Genomic DNA, 15691 nt, shown 5'->3' with positions numbered 1-15691 from the left:
CAAAATGAATGGAAATTGGTCAGACGGCCAGCTCGATCCATACCGGGGCATGGTCGCTTGTTTTTTCCCAACCGCGAACATTTTTATCAACGCCTGCTACTTTTAGTTTGCCTTCAATTTGCGGACTTAACAAAAAGTGATCGATGCGCAGCCCGGCATCGCGGCCATAGGCATTGCGGAAATAATCCCAAAAGGTATAGATCTTTTGATCCGGATATAATTTGCGGATGGCATCCGTCCAGCCCTGATCAACTAAAGTTTTAAAGGCCTGGCGAGTCTCCGGGCGGAACAAGGCATCGTCCACCCAGCGTTCGGGTTTATAAACGTCAAGCTCGGTTGGCATCACGTTATAGTCGCCTGTTAGTATAACGGGGACTTTTTCCGATAACAGACCTGCTGCATGAGCTTGCAGGCGTTTAAACCAACTCAATTTGTAATCGAATTTTGGCCCTGGTGCAGGGTTGCCATTCGGCAGGTATAAACCACCTATGATGATGCCGTTAATTTCAGCTTCAATGTAGCGGCTGTGCAGGTCTTCATCATCGCCGGGTAGCACACGGCGGCGCTCTATGATATCATGATCTTTTGAAAGAATCGCTACGCCGTTCCAGCTTTTTTGGCCATGCCATATGGCTTTATAACCGGCATCATTAATCGCTTCCTCGGGGAATTTCTCCTGCGGGGCTTTTAATTCCTGAAGGCAAACCACATCTGGTGCGGTTTCATTTAACCAGCGAAGTAAAACAGGCAGGCGGCCGTTAACGCCATTTACATTGTAGGTAGCTATTCTCATGATAATTTATAACGCACAATAAATGTAGCTGTTCTTACCGAAGTAAAAAAGTGTAGTTACACTGCTTGGGGCCGGTTGAATTTTAAGGTTAAGAATCTTCTTACCGGCTTATCGTAAAAAGTCATGACAAGCCAGGCAAATACTACAAGCAAGATAATACTGCTTACAATAACAAGTGCAAGCGTTGTACTATCCGGTTTTTGCGATGCATAATAATTGCCAAACATCCATAACACGCAATAATGCGTCATGTATAAAGGATAAGATATTTCACCTGAGAAATTGCAAAGCTTTTTCAAACCTCCTGAAACTGTACCTGCTCCCAAGGCTACAATCAGCGGATAATAAATAAGCACCACAAATGGTTCGGTAAGCCAGTTCCATTTGCCAAAAGGCATTAAAAAAGTAAGCAGTAGTAAAATACCCATACCAATAAAGCCAAGTGGATTTTTGATGATGAGGTTAAAACGATAAATGATAAGCCCGGCAAGGAAAGAATAGGAGATACGTGCAGAACCATCCCAAAAGCTGGGGCCGCCCCAACCACCCATTACCGAGCCCGAGCGGTAAGCCACATAGCAAATACTACCCGCGGCAATGATAACCAGCGGAATTAGCCATTTGCGGTTTAAGCGGCACAGTACAAGCGCATAAATAATGTTTGCGATATACTCCCAGAACAGCGACCATGCCGGAGCATTGAGTCCGAAAAGATTATTTGCCCGGTCATTCATCACCGGGAAGGGGATCAATAAAACAGAGGTAATGAAAAGAAGCAGTATGCGGCCGGGGCTGTAAGCAGATAAATTTCCGCCAAACGGATCAAACAAAAAAGTAATCAGCCCTAATACCGACCCTAAAAAAACTAACGGGTGCAGCCTTATCAGCCTCGACTTGAAAAATTGGCCTAATCCTATTTTGCTGATACGATCGTCATAAGCGTAACCAATTACAAAGCCCGACAGGCAAAAGAAAAAATCTACCGCAAGAAAACCATGACCGATGAAGTTTTTGCTGTAATCGGTGATAAACATCTCCATGAAATGAAAGGTAACTACAGCTAAAGCCGCAATACCCCTCATGCCATCCAGTACTTCAAAATGCTTTTTGGTTTGCAGCAGATTAGTCATACCGGTAAGTATACAAATAACTTTACCGCATGTAGCGAACCGTCTGTAACTTTATTAATGCAAACTGATTACCCGCGTCATTTGCCACTTGCCATCTTTTAACCGCCAGATAATGACAAATTTATCCGGACGACTTTCGCCCGGTTCCTGAATGTTGCGAAAAGTATGATAGCCAAATTCTACGGCACCATAGCCCTTTATTTCATAAACTTCGATACTGCCTTTAACCAAGGTACGGGTCACTTTGCCGCAAATGTTGTTTTTAATAGATTGTATTAATTCCTTTTTTGAAGTGGTTAGTCCGCCGCGATCATGATAAAACTCAATATCCTCGGCAGTAAGCGAATCCATCTTTGACAAGTTACAATGATTGTAAGTATCAAAGTAAGTGCTGTCCAGTTTTACTATGGTATTGTAAAGTTCTATAGAAGCCGGTTTGTAAGCCTCAGGTACGTAAGGTTTATCGGCAGCACCTGTTTGTGCAAAGCTATTTGTACTTGCAATCAGTCCCAGGCAAATGGTAAGTAATAAGGATGAGATTAATGTTTTCATACTTATTAGTCGGTTGTAATATGCTGATTGTTACACGTTAGACTAAAAACACAAAAGGCGCCTACCATAGTAATCGCCTTTTATATAGTGGCTTGTAGGCCTTTAATCCCAAACGCCGTTTTGTGCCGTAAATATAAACGGCTCGCCGCCGGTTACCATAATGGTATGTTCGTGCTGGGCAACAAAGCCGCCCCTGTTGCCGGTTAATGTCCAGCCGTCAGCTTCTGTTTCAGCAATGGTCGACTTGGTAGAGATAAAAGTTTCTATAGCCACCACCGAATTCTTTTTAAAACGGGTTAGGTTAAACCTGTCGCAATAATTGGCAATCTCATGCGGTTCTTCGTGCAGGCTGCGGCCAACGCCGTGGCCAGTAAGGTTTTTGATAACGGTATATCCTGCTTTTTTAGCTTCGGTTTCAATCAGTTTGCCAATCTCCGAGATCCTGACACCGCCTTTGATATTGCTGATCGCTTTTCTTAATATATCTTTAGATGCCTCTACCAGTTTGCCATGACCGTGTATATCTTCGCCTAAAACAAAGGAACCGCCATTGTCGGCCCAATAACCATTAAGTTCGGCAGATACATCGATGTTAATTAAATCACCTTCCTGAAGGATCTTGTTTTCAGATGGTATGCCGTGCGCTACTTCGTTGTTAACACAGATGCATGTATATCCGGGGAAATTATAAGTAAGCTTCGGTGCCGATTTTGCGCCCATTTGAGCCAGTAACTCACCGCCATATTCGTCAAGCTCTTTGGTAGAGATACCCGGTTTGGCATACTCCCGCATCTTTTTTAGCGTGATGGCTACAGCATCGCTGATCTGCTGCATTCCTAATTTCTCGTTTTCGGTGGATATCGACATCGTGTAAAATATTAACAATACAAAATTAGCGATAAATCAGCTTGTAAAGGTTCATTGAATGTCAAGTTACGCAAGTATGATTTACAAGTGCTTACCCCGCCTCAATCTTCGTTTTTGAAAACCATCGTTTTCATTTTGGAGATGTTCTATTTCATCTTTAACTATCAAAGGCTAAATAAGGTATTTCAATTACTTAATAATCAATAATTTATTTGTTAATGGTGGCTGGTGGCACTCTGTTTGACAAGCGCATATCAAATTGAGAGGATGATATCTCATGATCGAAGCTTTCAATTTTTACAAAGATTTAAACGAGATGCTTTAAAACAGACAGTCATAAATAAATACCCCCCTGTTAAATGAAAAAAATAGTCTTTTTAGTGGCTGCGTTCGCAGCAATTACTTTTAGGGTCAAGGCCCAAAATTCTACCGTTAAAACTGATACTGTTGCACGTTCGCTGCCATCTCCGCTGGATTCGCCGCCTTTTCCTTCGAGCGACTGGGATGGTATGCCGCTTGTTGGTGTGGATGCTACTGCACCCATTTATCCCTTACAAAAGGCACTTGGCGCTACCAATACCCGTTTCAGGTTTTATGGCTGGGCTGACGGCGGCGGGAATATCAGTTCTTCAAAGCATTCCAATGCGCCAATGTCATACGGTATTATTCCTAACCAGGTAGTGCTTGACCAGTTGGGTATTAAAATGGAGCTGCAACCCAATACCGTACAAACAGACCATGTTAGCGCAGGCTTTTTGTTTACCAATATCTTCGGTACTAATTACCGTTATACTACTGCTAAAGGCTATTTCAGCGATCAGTTATTACAGCATAACAACAAGTACGGCTGGGATCCGGCTGAAATTTATGGCTTGGTTTACTTTCCTAAAATTGCCGATGGCATGCTGCTTAAATTCGGACGTTTTATCTCACCTGCCGATATCGAGGCGCAATGGGCACCCGACAACTACCTCTACACCCATTCTTTGATGTTCAGTGTTGACCCCTATACATTTACAGGTGCGCAGGCTACCTTTAAAATCGGATCGTACTGGCAACTGGAAGTGGGCGTACATGCCGGTAATGACGTAGCGCCCTGGAGCAATTCGGCCAGTGTAAATGGTTTGTTAATGGCACGTTGGGTATCGCACGATAATAACGACTCGTTTTACGGCGGTATCAATTCGCTTGGTGCAGGTAAATACAAAAATAACCACGACGACCTGCAAATGATAGTAGGTACCTGGGGGCACCGTTTTAACAGTACCTTCCACATGATGACCGAGGCTTATTACATGTGGCAAAAAGACGCCTTGGTTGGCGGAACAGTTGTTGATAGGCCGCCTCGTCCGTTTTTTACTGGTGTAGGCCCGGGTTCCATGATTCCCGGCTTATCGCAGGCTGTAGGTGCGGTTAACTACTTCCAGGTGAAATTGTCTAACAACAACTACCTGTCTATCCGTAACGATTTCCTGAGCGACCCGCAAGGTAACCGTACCGGTTACGCCACTACTTACAGCAGCCATACCATTGGTTTTGTGCAATACCTGAACAAGTATATGCGCATTAGACCAGAGATCCGTTATGAGCGTGCTTATGCCGATGGCATTACACCGTATGATAACGGCGCCAAAAAAGATCAGTATACTGCCTCAATGGACCTGATTGTAAGGTTTTAATATTCGAGTTATAGATATTTACGGAAAGCCGCTTTACGAAAGTAGGGCGGCTTTTTGTTGTTAGTAATTTGGGTTACATATTAATAGATAGTATATTTATTTAAATATCTGTATATCAGATATGTTCAATTTAGGCGCACTAATAGCAACACTAAAACCAATTAAACCATGAGAGCAATTAATCCCTGGATCAACTTTAATGGTAATGCCGAAGAAGCATTCACCTTTTATAAATCAGTTTTTGGTGGAGAATTTACCAAGATTGTCCGTTTTAAAGATATAGCAAGCGAGGATTTTCAGCCATCAGAAAGTGATACGAATAAGATCATGTACATCGCTTTGCCGCTTGGTAAAAATAACTTGTTAATAGCTAACGATGTTCCTGAATTTATGGGCCGGGTAAGCGAAAATGAAAACAGGTCTAAAATATTATTGAACGCCGAAAGCCGTGAAGAAGCAGATAAAGTATTTAACGATTTATCAGCAGGTGGAGAAGTTGAAGGCCCGATTGGAGACAGCCCTTGGGGGACTTATGCCGGAATGTTCAGGGATAAGTATGGCATTGAATGGATTATAGAGTTTGATCCTAATTACAATGGGTAAGTAAATATAAAGGTGGCTACTGTTCAACGTTAAATCTTGACTAAGTATCAGCTTGTAATTATGAAGAACCATATCTTATTCCTGCTATTCACAATATTGTCTTTATTATCTGTCTGTAGTTGTAACTATGGTAAAAGATATAATGAGATCACCAAAATTGAAATAGCCACAGGTAGCTGCTTTGGGCCTTGCCAGCCAACTATAACTAGTATTGATAGTTCTCTTAAATATTATTTTTTTGGTGATAACATTCCCTTTGAGTTGAAATCAAACACTGTTAAAGGGATTAAACTTGTAGGACACTATTCAGGTAAAGTGAGTAAGGAATTTTGGGATACTTTAAATATTAAAATGGAGAGTATTAATTATAAAAATCTTGATACGTCTTATAACCACTCTATAGATGATCAAAGCTTAGAAGTATTCATTCATTACGGCGATAAAATTAAACACATAAGGGCTCAGTCTGGTAGTTTACCAGATAACGTTGCAAATGTATTTTACTATGTGATTTATAGTTATAAAACAATAAAGCTTAAACCGATTAAAGATACAATTCGATTTGAGTCAGAAGCTCAGCGGCCTGTGCACATGCTGAATGTTAAGAAGATCAAGTTTCCGCCTAACGGTAAGTAATTAAAACAGAAAAGCCGCTCTGCAATAGCAAAGCGGCTTTTCATTTAGTAGCCCGTAGGGGAATCGAACCCCTGTTTCAAGAATGAAAATCTTGCGTCCTAACCCCTAGACGAACGGGCCTTTTGTTAAGTTTCGAGTTACTGAATCGTGAGTTAGCGAATCATTTAAAATCCACTCCTTCAAAATTCTAAATTCAAAGTAGCCCGTAGGGGAATCGAACCCCTGTTTCAAGAATGAAAATCTTGCGTCCTAACCCCTAGACGAACGGGCCTTTTATCAAGGCAATTTTTTAGTTAAAGAACTGCTTTCCCTTATTTTGGGATTGCAAAGATATAAACTTGTGGCTTAAATCAATAGCCTAAAATAAATTTTTTTAAAAAGCTTAATTTTTATGGTTTCAGCATTACAAAGCAAGCCATACGGTATCTAAAAACCAGCCTTTACTATCGTAAAAATCCTGCAGTGGTTTAAAGCCTGCCTGTATAGCCATACGGCGTGTTTGTTCAACAGTATATTTTTGCGATACTTCCATGTAAATGTATTCGTCTTTCTTAAAGTCGAAGGTTTCATCACAAAGGCTAATGTTCTGGTCGCAAAGGCTGATCAGGTAGCTTTTGCAGGCCCCGGTTTCAGGATCGTAAGTGGCATAATGCTCAAACTGGTCAGGTTTAAAATCTGCGCCAAGCTCGTTATTAATGCGGTGTAATAAGTTGATATTAAACTGCTTGGTAATGCCCTGCTTGTCGTTATAAGCATCCAGAATTACTTTCGGGTCTTTCTTCAGGTCAAAGCCAACCAACAGCATATCTCCGGGCGAAAGATACTTACGCAGGTTTTTACAAAAGGCTTCTGCATCTGCAACCGGCATATTGCCAATATTTGATCCCAGGAATAGCACCACTTTGCGGCGGTTAGAATAATGCTGCGCTTTATCCAGTGCCTCAAAGTAATCACCCTGTATACCTTCCACTTTCAGGCCGGGAACGGCAGGAGGCAAGGTTTCGTTTAGCAGGTCTATTACATGTCCCGAAATATCTATCGGTACATAATTGAAATCGGCATGACTATTTACCAGTCCGCGCAACAGGTGAATTGATTTTGTAGCATCCCCCGCACCCAGTTCGATCAAATCGAACGGGCTGTCGTCTTTAAGTAGTTTGCTTAAATCGGCAGTTTGCTCCGAAAATATTTCCATCTCGCAATCAGTCGGGTAATATTCGGGCATGTTCATGATCTGCTGAAAAAGCTCATCGCCTTTGGCGTCATAAAAATACTTGGCATCCAAATGCTTAGGTACCGAGCTTAATCCCTCTATTACATCACGGCAAAACTGGCCGTTAGTAATGTCAGACTGATCATTTAAGTGCAGGTTTTTTACAGGTTGCATGTTTTATTTTGCTAAGCGCAGGCCGCTAAACAGCCAGCGCAGGTTTGGATGAAAAAAATTGCGGTAAGTAACACGTTCATGGCCCGGTGGCGTAACTTCTGATGCCCCACGCAGCACTTTTTGATTTACCATAAACTTACCATTGTATTCGCCGATGGCACCGGGTGCTTTTGTAAAGCCCGGATAGGGGAGATAGGCACTTTCTGTCCATTCCCAGCGTAATCCCCAGTTAAATTTGCTGGCAGCGGCTTCCCACTCAAATTCGGTAGGCAGGCGCAAGCCTTTCCACGATGCATAGGCATAAGCTTCATAATAGCTGATGTGGCAAACCGGTTCATCAGCATTCAACGGTTCAAGTCCGCGGTACGTGTAATTGTGCCACTGCTCGTCTATTTTGTACCAGTACAGCGGTGCTTCAACCTGGTTGTTCTTTACCCAATCCCAGGCTTCGGCGTGCCAGTAACGGAAATCATGATAGCCACCGGCTTCAATAAACTTTACGTACTCTTCGTTAGTTACCAGGTTAGGGCTGATCTCGTAAGCGTTAAGATATACCTTGTGGCGGTTAAGCTCATTGTCGAAACAAAAGCCTTCGCCCTGGTGGCCAACTTCATACACGCCTTCGGGCATGGCAATAAAATTGCCGCTTGCATCGGCTTCTACTTTTGGCGACGAATACTGAGGGTTATAAGCAGGAAACAGCGGGTTATGCCCTAAAATATATTTAATGTCGTAATATAAAAGTTCCTGGTGCTGCTCTTCATGGTTGAAGCCAAGAATCAACAGTTCCTTTAATTCTTCAGACGGCTCATTGTATAGGAAATGAAACATCGCCTCGTCAACATAAGCGCGGTATTTATACACGTCCTGCACGGTAGGGCGGCTTAAATTGCCGCGGTCTGTGCGAATAACCCGCGCGCCAACACTTTCGTAATAGCTGTTGAATACATAGTTGTATTCGGGATCGTATTCCTGGTACCCGGTAACATAAGGCTTCAGGATAAAAGTTTCGAAAAACCAGGTAGTATGCCCAAGGTGCCACTTCGGCGGACTAACGTCTACAACAGGTTGTACCACATAGTCTTCCGTTTGCAGGTAGCTGCAAATTTGTTCTGAGCGTTGCCTTAATGTTTTATAGGTATCGGAAAACGACGACATATTAATTATTATTCAAATAGCGTTTTAAATCGGAAATTGTTTTAATGTTCAGTTGGGCCGCCTGCTGCCCGCGCATCATCAAAGCGTATGCATTATTAAAGCCGATGGGTTTTAACCACTGCAGGTTGTATTTTTTTGCGAACTCATCTTTAACATAAGCATAAGTTTTATCCGGATCGTGGCTTATGGCATCAACAGTTTGCTGGCTGGGTTGTAGCATTACCAGTAGGCCAGTGCCGGTATATTCGGGGTAAAAATCAATCTGGTCGTTGTTCAGTGCATCAAAGCAGATTTTGGTTCCGCCTAATCCTGTTTTGGTTGATACCTGGTAATCGGTATAGCCGCGGATCAGCATGCTGTACATTGCTGCCAGGATATATTGCTCGCCGAAGATTTTTGAGCCGATGCGTACTACATCGCCATGCCCGTTTCTTGACGGTTTATAGAGGTGTTGTGTTATTAAAAAATCCTTTGCCACTTTTTCGGGACTTTGGTGCAGGTAATCGGTTCGGTAATTCAGTTCGGTCATTACCCCATCCGTGATATGGCCCGATAGCAGGTTCAGCGTTTTCTCTAATTCTGGGAAACGGTGTAAAGCGCCTTCGCGCACTAATGGTGCTGCATAATAAGGTGGAAAAATGCCTTTATCATCTTTAAGTACCGTAAGGTTGAAAGCTTTAAGGCGGCCGTCTGTTGAGTAGCCGCTGATTACATCCAGTTGTTTTTGGTAAGCCGCCTTATACATAATGGCATCGCTTAAAACAAGGGTGTGTATTTTAAGACCATACTTTTGTTTAAGACCCAGGTCGCCATCCTGCCTGCCCATAAACTCGGGTGTAAAACCGGCTTCAAGCTTACCTGCATAGGCTGAAGGAATAATGTAAAGCATAGCCAGTGCAACAATAAATATTGGCAAGATTTTAACAGCAGTTTTAAAACGTTTTACATCCAGTTTTTGTAACAGCGCTAAGAGGGTATCAAACAATATCGCCAATATGGCTGCGGGAATAGCCCCGGCCAATATCATGTTGGTATTGTTAAGCGATATTCCGCCGAAAATAAACTCACCCAAGCCACCGGCAGCTATTAATGAGGCCAGCGTGGCAACGCCAACGTTGATAACCGCAGCGGTGCGTATACCTGCTAATATTACGGGCATAGCCAAGGGCAGCTCAACCTTGGTTAATATCTGTGCCTGCGACATGCCCATCGCCTGTGCCGCTTCTTTAACCGAGGCATCAACCCCGGAAATGCCAGTGAACGTGTTGCGAATAACCGGCAGTAGTGCATAGATTAATAATGCAGCTATGGCAGGTTTGGGGCCTATACCTAATACGGGGATCATAAACCCAAGCAATGCTATGCTGGGTATGGTTTGTAATATACCGGCTATGGTTAATACAATGCCCGAGTATTTTTGCCTGCGCGCTATAAATATGCCCAATGGCAGCCCCACAAGAATAGCTAACAGCAATGAGATAAACGTAAGGCCGATATGCTGCAAGGTTTGGGTCAGCAGCTTGTCCGACTCCTGCACCATAAACTGCCAAAGGTTTTGAGGTTGCTCGTTCATGCGGCAGATTGCGTTTGTTTTTGATACTGGTTAAAAGCCGACATCAACTGCTGAAAGGTAATTGCTTTATACCCATTCTGATATTGCACCGTAACAGCATCATGCTTTTGACCAAATATGTTAAGGCAATCCCAAACGCTGGTTTTAGCATTGACATTAGGAGCAGATTGTGTAGTTGGGGTAGCTTCCAAGAGATACCAAAGCTGCTCCATTGTGATCAGCCTTAACTCTAATTGCAGGCGTTGCCCTTCTAAGAATTGCTTTACAAAATCATTAGCAGGCTTGAATAGCAGCTCTTGCGGTTTACCAATCTGAATGATATGGCCCTGATCCATCAGGCAGATCCGGTCGGCTAATTCAAATGCCTCCTGAACATCGTGCGTTACCATTACAATGGTTTTGCGCTTCAGCTCGTCCAACTCTTTAAATTCTGTTTGTATCCGGGTGCGGGTGATGTTATCCAATGCCCCGAAAGGCTCATCCATTAACAAAACAGGAGGGTCGGCAATTAATGCACGTGCCAGCCCAACCCGCTGCTGCTGTCCACCGCTTAATTGAGATGGGTACTGTCGAAGCATCTCTGTCGGTAAATGCAGTTTTTGCATTAACTCGTGCATACGTTCAGTGGTTTTTGCCTTATCCCATTTCAAAAGGTTGGGTACAATGGCAATATTTTGCTCTATGGTATAATGCGGAAACAGCCCGGTGTTTTGTAGAACATACCCAATGCCGCGGCGTAATTCCTCCGGCGATTGTTTTTTGATGTTGACGCCATTTACAGCCACATCGCCACTGGTGGGTTCAATCAGGCGGTTAAGCATCTTCAGCGTAGTTGTTTTCCCGCACCCGCTTGATCCTAAAATGATCAGCGTTTCCCCTTCATTAACATCAAAGGAGATGCGGTCAACTGCTATTTGTTGATTGTAATGTTTGCTTAACTGGCGTACAGATATCATGGCTTAATCATCAAGCTTCATGAATAAATTATTCAACGATTCTGAGTAAGTAGGGTGCGCAAAAACACAATACCGGATACGGTCATACGTAATGCCGCCTTCCATAGCCATTTGCATTACTGACATAATTTCGCCGCCTTCTTCGCCAAGTATGGCTACACCCAATACCTCTTTAGTATCAGCATTAACCACTGCTTTCATCACGCCGCGCGTTTCACCGGTTTCAATGGCACGCGCCACGTGTTTCATTGGTAATGTCGCGATTTTAATATTCAGTCCTTTTTCTCGTGCCTGTTTTTCAGTGATGCCGACACGGCCAAGTTGCGGATCGGTAAACATGCAATAAGGTACCGGCCTGTCGGTGGTGCTGTAATACGTGCCTTCAAAAAGGTTTCGGTAAACTATGGTGTAATCATTATAAGCGATGTGCGTAAATGCAGGGCCTCCGTTAGCATCACCCAAAGCGTAAATGCCTGGTGCTGTAGTTTCCAGCTTATTATTTACTTTAATGAAGCCTTCTTCGTCGAGTTCAATTCCGGTTTTGTCCAAGGCAATGGATTGGGTTTGTGCCTTTCGGCCGGTTGCTATCAATACGTCTGAGCAGGTAAGTTGCTTTATATCTTCACCAACTTTTACAGTGGCTTTAATGGTTTCGCCTTCTTTTTCAAAAAGCGTAACATGGGCATTGGTTAACATATCAAGCCCTTCTCCAATCAAAATTTCTTTCAGTTCATCGCTGATATCTTCATCCTCATGCGACATGATACGCGGGCCACGTTCCAATACGGTTACCTTGCTGCCAAAGCGGTGAAACATCTGTGCAAACTCAAGTGCCACATAATTGCCGCCGATAATTAGTAGGCTTTCCGGTATCTGTTCTACATCGAGCAGGGTAGTAGAGGTATGATAATTTATGGTATCAAGTCCGGGGATTCCTGGAATAATTGGTGTTGTACCGATGTCGAGAAAAAACAGGTCGGCCTGCAATTCTTCTTCACCGCCATTGTTCAGCAGTACTTTTACAGTTTTGTGCCCGGTAAATATGGCTTCGCCCCATATCAGGTCAAGGTTCTCGGTTGCTTCTATGGCCTTTTGGCCACCATTGCGCGATTGAAGCACGATCTCGTCCTTACGGCGTTTGATCTGCTTCATGTCGATATGATAGCTGTCTATACTTACCCCTAAGTTACTGCAACGTTTAGCTATGTAAGCCGCCTTTGCCGATGCCACCATGGCCTTTGTTGGCGTGCAGCCATCATTAACGCAGGTGCCGCCAATAAATCTTTTCTCAATAAGTGCGGTTTTTTTGCCCGCCTTCGCCAACTTTTTGCAAAGCGGCGAGCCTGCCTGCCCCGAGCCTATTACTATGGCATCGTAATGTTTCATTCAGTTACCTTAACCCCTTTCCAAAAAGCCACATAGTTTTTAATGTTTGCTGCTGCTTCTTTGGGTTCGGGGTAGTACCATGCTGCATCTTTGTTTTCCCGGCCATTAACATTTAACGTGTAATAAGAAGCCAGTCCTTTCCATGGGCAGGTAGTGTGTGTGCTGCTATCTTGCAAAAAGCTTTTATTTACACTTTCTGCGGGAAAATAATGATTGTTTTCTACAACAATGGTGTTATCGCTCTCGGCAATAACCTGATCGTTCCATATTGCTTTCATGGTATAGTTTTAAGGTATCAGATTTACTAAAGATACAATTTCTGCATAATGTTTTCAGTCGCAGAATAATTATTACAACCTCCTTTTGTTATATGTCAAATAATTTTTTGATGGTTTAAAACGTAATTATTTAAAATACTTATGACTATATATGAACAACTATGGGTTGTAACAAAATATAATCTTTTATAAAAGTTTTGTGTTAACATTAACCTTGGGTGAGGCGGTTATCAAAAATAAGTTAACCATTAATTAAAATCTGAATCCAAATCGAGGCACGCTCCGTATCTATACTTAAAATTGTTATTACAAAATGGCAGACATATCATCAAAAATAAAATCTGTAGCTTCTAACATACGCCAAATAAGAGAAAGAAAAGGGTATACGCAAGAGTACCTGGCCATGAAACTGGGTATATCACAAAATGCTTACAGCAAAATCGAATTGGGCTATACTAAAATTACTTTAGAAAGATTATTTCATATTGCCAGACTGATTGAAACTGATGTGATCAGTTTATTGGGCGAGGAACCGGCCGAAGAGCAATTACATCAAAGGCGCGCTGCTTCAATGTAGATATCAATAAATATATTTGCAGCCTGAACTGCAAATATGGACAACCTTAATTTAATAAACCTCACTGTTAATTTCGTAAAAAAAGAACTGCAGAATGCGGAAGCCGGACACGACTGGTGGCATATTTTGCGCGTATGGAATAATGCCAAACTAATTGGCAGTACTGAAAAGGCCAACATGCTGGTTGTTGAACTTGCTGCTTTGCTGCATGATATAGCAGACAGCAAGTTTAATAACGGCGATGAAGAAATAGGCCCACAAACAGCGGCTGATTTTTTACGCTCTGTGAATGCTGATACATCTGTCGTTCACGAAGTGGAAATGATCATCAGGCATATGTCTTTCAAAGCCAGCTTTGATGAGCAGTCTTATTTTTCTCCCGAACTGGCTGTGGTGCAGGATGCCGACCGCCTGGATGCCATAGGCGCCATTGGTATTGCCCGCGCATTTACTTACGGTGGTTTCAAGAACCGTGAGCTTTATAATCCTGAAATAAAGCCCGATTTAAACTTAACCAAAGAGGCTTATAAGAAAAGTACCGCACCCACCATCAACCATTTTTACGAAAAACTTCTTTTACTTAAGGATAAGATGAATACCGTTACAGGTAAGCAGTTAGCCGCTCAGCGTCATGATTTTATGCTGCAGTATCTTGATCATTTTTATAGGGAATGGAACGGAGAGGCTTAAAATTTAGATTAGTCTAAAAAAAACTTTAGATTGATTTAATAGTTTTTATATTTGCAGCAGGTAGTCAATAAAAAATTGAACATTTATGGTGAAAAAATTACCCCTATTATTGGTATTAATCATTTGTGCAGTAAGTGCAAATGCACAAGATACACTAAAGCAGCAACGCTTTAACTTTCATTTTCAACAAACGGTTATCACCCAGTCAAAGCTTGGTTTTAGTGCGCCTTACACCGGTCAAAATAGTTTGTTAACACAAAAAGAAACGCAAACCTCCATAACCACGTCGTTATTTGGCGGTGCCAGGTTATGGAAAGGAGCGCAGGCATTTTTTAATCCTGAAATGTCGGGTGGTTCGGGTTTAAGTAAAACGCTTGGTGTAGCGGGTTTTCCAAATGGTGAAACCTTCCGTGTAGGATCTGCTGAGCCTAAAATCTATATTGCACGGTTGTTTCTTACCCAGAATTTTGAATGGGGTAAAGATAAGGACACACTTAATGATGATTTTAACCAGTTGGCAGGCTTAAAAAGTAAGCGATACTTTTCTGTTACTGTGGGTAAATGGGGCATGGCGGACTATTTTGATCAAAATAGCTTTAGCCATGATCCGCGTAGCCAGTTCATGAACTGGTCGCTGATGAGCAACGGCGCATGGGATTACCCAGCTAATACGCGTGGTTATGCTATTGGTGTGTATGCCGAGTTAGGCCAGCCGACGTGGACATTGCGCTATGCCATGACGATGGTAACAACACAACCAAACGGCTACATTTGGGACGAGCGCATTGGTAAAGCCAATTCGCAAACAGTGGAATTCGAGAAGCGCTATGCCATCAGTAATAAAAAGGGGGCTTTCAGGATACTTGGATTTGTAAACAATGGCAAACCTGGAAATTACAACCTGGCCCTGGCCGAATCTCCGGTTGCGCCTGATGTGGAATCAACGGAAAAATATGGCCGCAATAAATATGGGTTCGGTTTAAATGCAGAGCAGAACCTGACAAAAGACTTCGGTGTATTTGCACGCGCCAGCTGGAACGATGGGCACACAGAGACATATTTCTTTACCGAGATTGACCGGTCGTTGAGCTTTGGTGGTGTATTGAACGGACAATCATGGAAACGTAAGTACGACGAGATCGGGCTTGCATTTGTAGGTAACGGTTTGTCAGGCCCGCACAGAAATTACCTGGCAGCAGGAGGCTATGGGTTCATCATTGGTGATGGTAGGCTAAATTACGGTACTGAAATGATCGGCGAGTTGTATTACAAGATCAATGCTTTCCAGCAGAAGTTCTTTATCTCGCCAGATTACCAGTTTATCCTGCACCCCGCTTACAATAAAGACCGCGGACCTGTAAACGTGTTTTCACTCAGAGCGCACGTTGAGTTTTAAGACATTGACCCTCTCACTCGAGAGGATTTT

Annotated in this window: 16 protein-coding genes and 2 tRNA genes; 6 read left to right on the top strand and 12 right to left on the bottom strand. The window is 42.8% G+C overall.

Annotated features, from left to right (window positions below):
• Window positions 1-19: 19 nt before the first annotated feature.
• The 4 genes from xth to map form a co-directional block, all read right to left on the bottom strand.
• Entirely contained in the window at window positions 20-793 is a 774-nt protein-coding gene (gene xth / locus PQ461_RS19150; RefSeq protein ID WP_274207160.1) for an exodeoxyribonuclease III, read from the bottom strand.
• Between the two features lie 56 nt (window positions 794-849).
• Complete coding sequence (locus tag PQ461_RS19145) at window positions 850-1923, bottom strand: acyltransferase family protein (RefSeq protein ID WP_274207159.1); 1074 nt, start codon at window positions 1921-1923, stop codon at window positions 850-852.
• Between the two features lie 54 nt (window positions 1924-1977).
• Entirely contained in the window at window positions 1978-2475 is a 498-nt protein-coding gene (locus PQ461_RS19140) for a nuclear transport factor 2 family protein (RefSeq protein WP_274207158.1), read from the bottom strand.
• Window positions 2476-2577: 102 nt separating this feature from the next.
• The gene (map, locus tag PQ461_RS19135; RefSeq protein ID WP_274207156.1) at window positions 2578-3342 is read right to left on the bottom strand and encodes a type I methionyl aminopeptidase; all 765 of its coding nucleotides are present in this window, start codon (window positions 3340-3342) and stop codon (window positions 2578-2580) included.
• Between the two features lie 359 nt (window positions 3343-3701).
• Here map and PQ461_RS19130 point away from each other — a divergent pair, with 359 nt between their 5' ends.
• From PQ461_RS19130 to PQ461_RS19120, 3 genes are all read left to right on the top strand, one after another.
• Window positions 3702-5021 (top strand): outer membrane beta-barrel protein, encoded by a 1320-nt coding sequence (locus PQ461_RS19130; protein ID WP_274207154.1) that lies wholly within the window; start codon window positions 3702-3704, stop codon window positions 5019-5021.
• A gap of 168 nt (window positions 5022-5189) precedes the next feature.
• Window positions 5190-5624: a VOC family protein gene (locus PQ461_RS19125; RefSeq protein ID WP_274207153.1), complete on the top strand. Its 435-nt coding sequence runs from the start codon at window positions 5190-5192 to the stop codon at window positions 5622-5624.
• A 60-nt stretch (window positions 5625-5684) separates the two neighbouring features.
• The gene (locus PQ461_RS19120) at window positions 5685-6260 is read left to right on the top strand and encodes a DUF6438 domain-containing protein (RefSeq protein WP_274207151.1); all 576 of its coding nucleotides are present in this window, start codon (window positions 5685-5687) and stop codon (window positions 6258-6260) included.
• Window positions 6261-6308: 48 nt separating this feature from the next.
• Here the strand turns inward: PQ461_RS19120 and PQ461_RS19115 are convergent.
• From PQ461_RS19115 to PQ461_RS19080, 8 genes are all read right to left on the bottom strand, one after another.
• A tRNA-Glu gene (locus PQ461_RS19115) sits at window positions 6309-6380 on the bottom strand.
• Window positions 6381-6459: 79 nt separating this feature from the next.
• Window positions 6460-6531 (bottom strand) — tRNA-Glu (locus PQ461_RS19110).
• Between the two features lie 132 nt (window positions 6532-6663).
• A complete protein-coding gene (egtD, locus tag PQ461_RS19105; RefSeq protein ID WP_274207149.1) occupies window positions 6664-7647 on the bottom strand; it encodes an L-histidine N(alpha)-methyltransferase in 984 nt (327 codons plus the stop codon).
• A gap of 3 nt (window positions 7648-7650) precedes the next feature.
• Window positions 7651-8805, bottom strand: a complete 1155-nt coding sequence (gene egtB, locus PQ461_RS19100; RefSeq protein ID WP_274207148.1) for an ergothioneine biosynthesis protein EgtB — start codon at window positions 8803-8805, stop codon at window positions 7651-7653.
• Window position 8806: 1 nt separating this feature from the next.
• Window positions 8807-10378, bottom strand: a complete 1572-nt coding sequence (locus tag PQ461_RS19095) for an ABC transporter permease/substrate-binding protein (protein WP_274207147.1) — start codon at window positions 10376-10378, stop codon at window positions 8807-8809.
• Window positions 10375-11334 (bottom strand): ABC transporter ATP-binding protein, encoded by a 960-nt coding sequence (locus tag PQ461_RS19090; RefSeq protein WP_274207146.1) that lies wholly within the window; start codon window positions 11332-11334, stop codon window positions 10375-10377. Before PQ461_RS19090 ends, PQ461_RS19095 begins: the two co-directional genes overlap by 4 nt.
• Window positions 11335-11337: 3 nt before the next feature.
• Window positions 11338-12720, bottom strand: coding sequence for a mercuric reductase (locus PQ461_RS19085; RefSeq protein ID WP_274207145.1), 1383 nt, complete (start codon window positions 12718-12720; stop codon window positions 11338-11340).
• Window positions 12717-12998, bottom strand: coding sequence for a DUF427 domain-containing protein (locus PQ461_RS19080; RefSeq protein ID WP_274207144.1), 282 nt, complete (start codon window positions 12996-12998; stop codon window positions 12717-12719). Before PQ461_RS19080 ends, PQ461_RS19085 begins: the two co-directional genes overlap by 4 nt.
• Window positions 12999-13311: 313 nt before the next feature.
• Here PQ461_RS19080 and PQ461_RS19075 point away from each other — a divergent pair, with 313 nt between their 5' ends.
• The 3 genes from PQ461_RS19075 to PQ461_RS19065 all read left to right on the top strand — a co-directional run bounded on the left by PQ461_RS19075 (window position 13312) and on the right by PQ461_RS19065 (window position 15661).
• Window positions 13312-13575, top strand: a complete 264-nt coding sequence (locus PQ461_RS19075; protein WP_274207143.1) for a helix-turn-helix domain-containing protein — start codon at window positions 13312-13314, stop codon at window positions 13573-13575.
• Window positions 13576-13611: 36 nt separating this feature from the next.
• Window positions 13612-14265 (top strand): HD domain-containing protein, encoded by a 654-nt coding sequence (locus PQ461_RS19070; protein ID WP_274207142.1) that lies wholly within the window; start codon window positions 13612-13614, stop codon window positions 14263-14265.
• An 85-nt stretch (window positions 14266-14350) separates the two neighbouring features.
• Entirely contained in the window at window positions 14351-15661 is a 1311-nt protein-coding gene (locus tag PQ461_RS19065; protein WP_274207141.1) for a carbohydrate porin, read from the top strand.
• The last annotated feature ends 30 nt before the right edge of the window (window positions 15662-15691 follow it).

The sequence above is a fragment of the Mucilaginibacter sp. KACC 22063 genome (assembly GCF_028736115.1).
Lineage (GTDB): Bacteria > Bacteroidota > Bacteroidia > Sphingobacteriales > Sphingobacteriaceae > Mucilaginibacter.
This window is presented reverse-complemented; position numbering and strand designations above follow the sequence as displayed.

Bases quoted from the DNA above. Each gene is read 5' to 3' on its own strand.
- xth (WP_274207160.1), bottom strand. From the start codon at position 793: ATGAGAATAGCTACCTACAATGTAAATGGCGTTAACGGCCGCCTGCCT.
- PQ461_RS19145 (WP_274207159.1), bottom strand. From the start codon at position 1,923: ATGACTAATCTGCTGCAAACCAAAAAGCATTTTGAAGTACTGGATGGC.
- PQ461_RS19140 (WP_274207158.1), bottom strand. From the start codon at position 2,475: ATGAAAACATTAATCTCATCCTTATTACTTACCATTTGCCTGGGACTG.
- map (WP_274207156.1), bottom strand. From the start codon at position 3,342: ATGTCGATATCCACCGAAAACGAGAAATTAGGAATGCAGCAGATCAGC.
- PQ461_RS19130 (WP_274207154.1), top strand. From the start codon at position 3,702: ATGAAAAAAATAGTCTTTTTAGTGGCTGCGTTCGCAGCAATTACTTTT.
- PQ461_RS19125 (WP_274207153.1), top strand. From the start codon at position 5,190: ATGAGAGCAATTAATCCCTGGATCAACTTTAATGGTAATGCCGAAGAA.
- PQ461_RS19120 (WP_274207151.1), top strand. From the start codon at position 5,685: ATGAAGAACCATATCTTATTCCTGCTATTCACAATATTGTCTTTATTA.
- egtD (WP_274207149.1), bottom strand. From the start codon at position 7,647: ATGCAACCTGTAAAAAACCTGCACTTAAATGATCAGTCTGACATTACT.
- egtB (WP_274207148.1), bottom strand. From the start codon at position 8,805: ATGTCGTCGTTTTCCGATACCTATAAAACATTAAGGCAACGCTCAGAA.
- PQ461_RS19095 (WP_274207147.1), bottom strand. From the start codon at position 10,378: ATGAACGAGCAACCTCAAAACCTTTGGCAGTTTATGGTGCAGGAGTCG.
- PQ461_RS19090 (WP_274207146.1), bottom strand. From the start codon at position 11,334: ATGATATCTGTACGCCAGTTAAGCAAACATTACAATCAACAAATAGCA.
- PQ461_RS19085 (WP_274207145.1), bottom strand. From the start codon at position 12,720: ATGAAACATTACGATGCCATAGTAATAGGCTCGGGGCAGGCAGGCTCG.
- PQ461_RS19080 (WP_274207144.1), bottom strand. From the start codon at position 12,998: ATGAAAGCAATATGGAACGATCAGGTTATTGCCGAGAGCGATAACACC.
- PQ461_RS19075 (WP_274207143.1), top strand. From the start codon at position 13,312: ATGGCAGACATATCATCAAAAATAAAATCTGTAGCTTCTAACATACGC.
- PQ461_RS19070 (WP_274207142.1), top strand. From the start codon at position 13,612: ATGGACAACCTTAATTTAATAAACCTCACTGTTAATTTCGTAAAAAAA.
- PQ461_RS19065 (WP_274207141.1), top strand. From the start codon at position 14,351: ATGGTGAAAAAATTACCCCTATTATTGGTATTAATCATTTGTGCAGTA.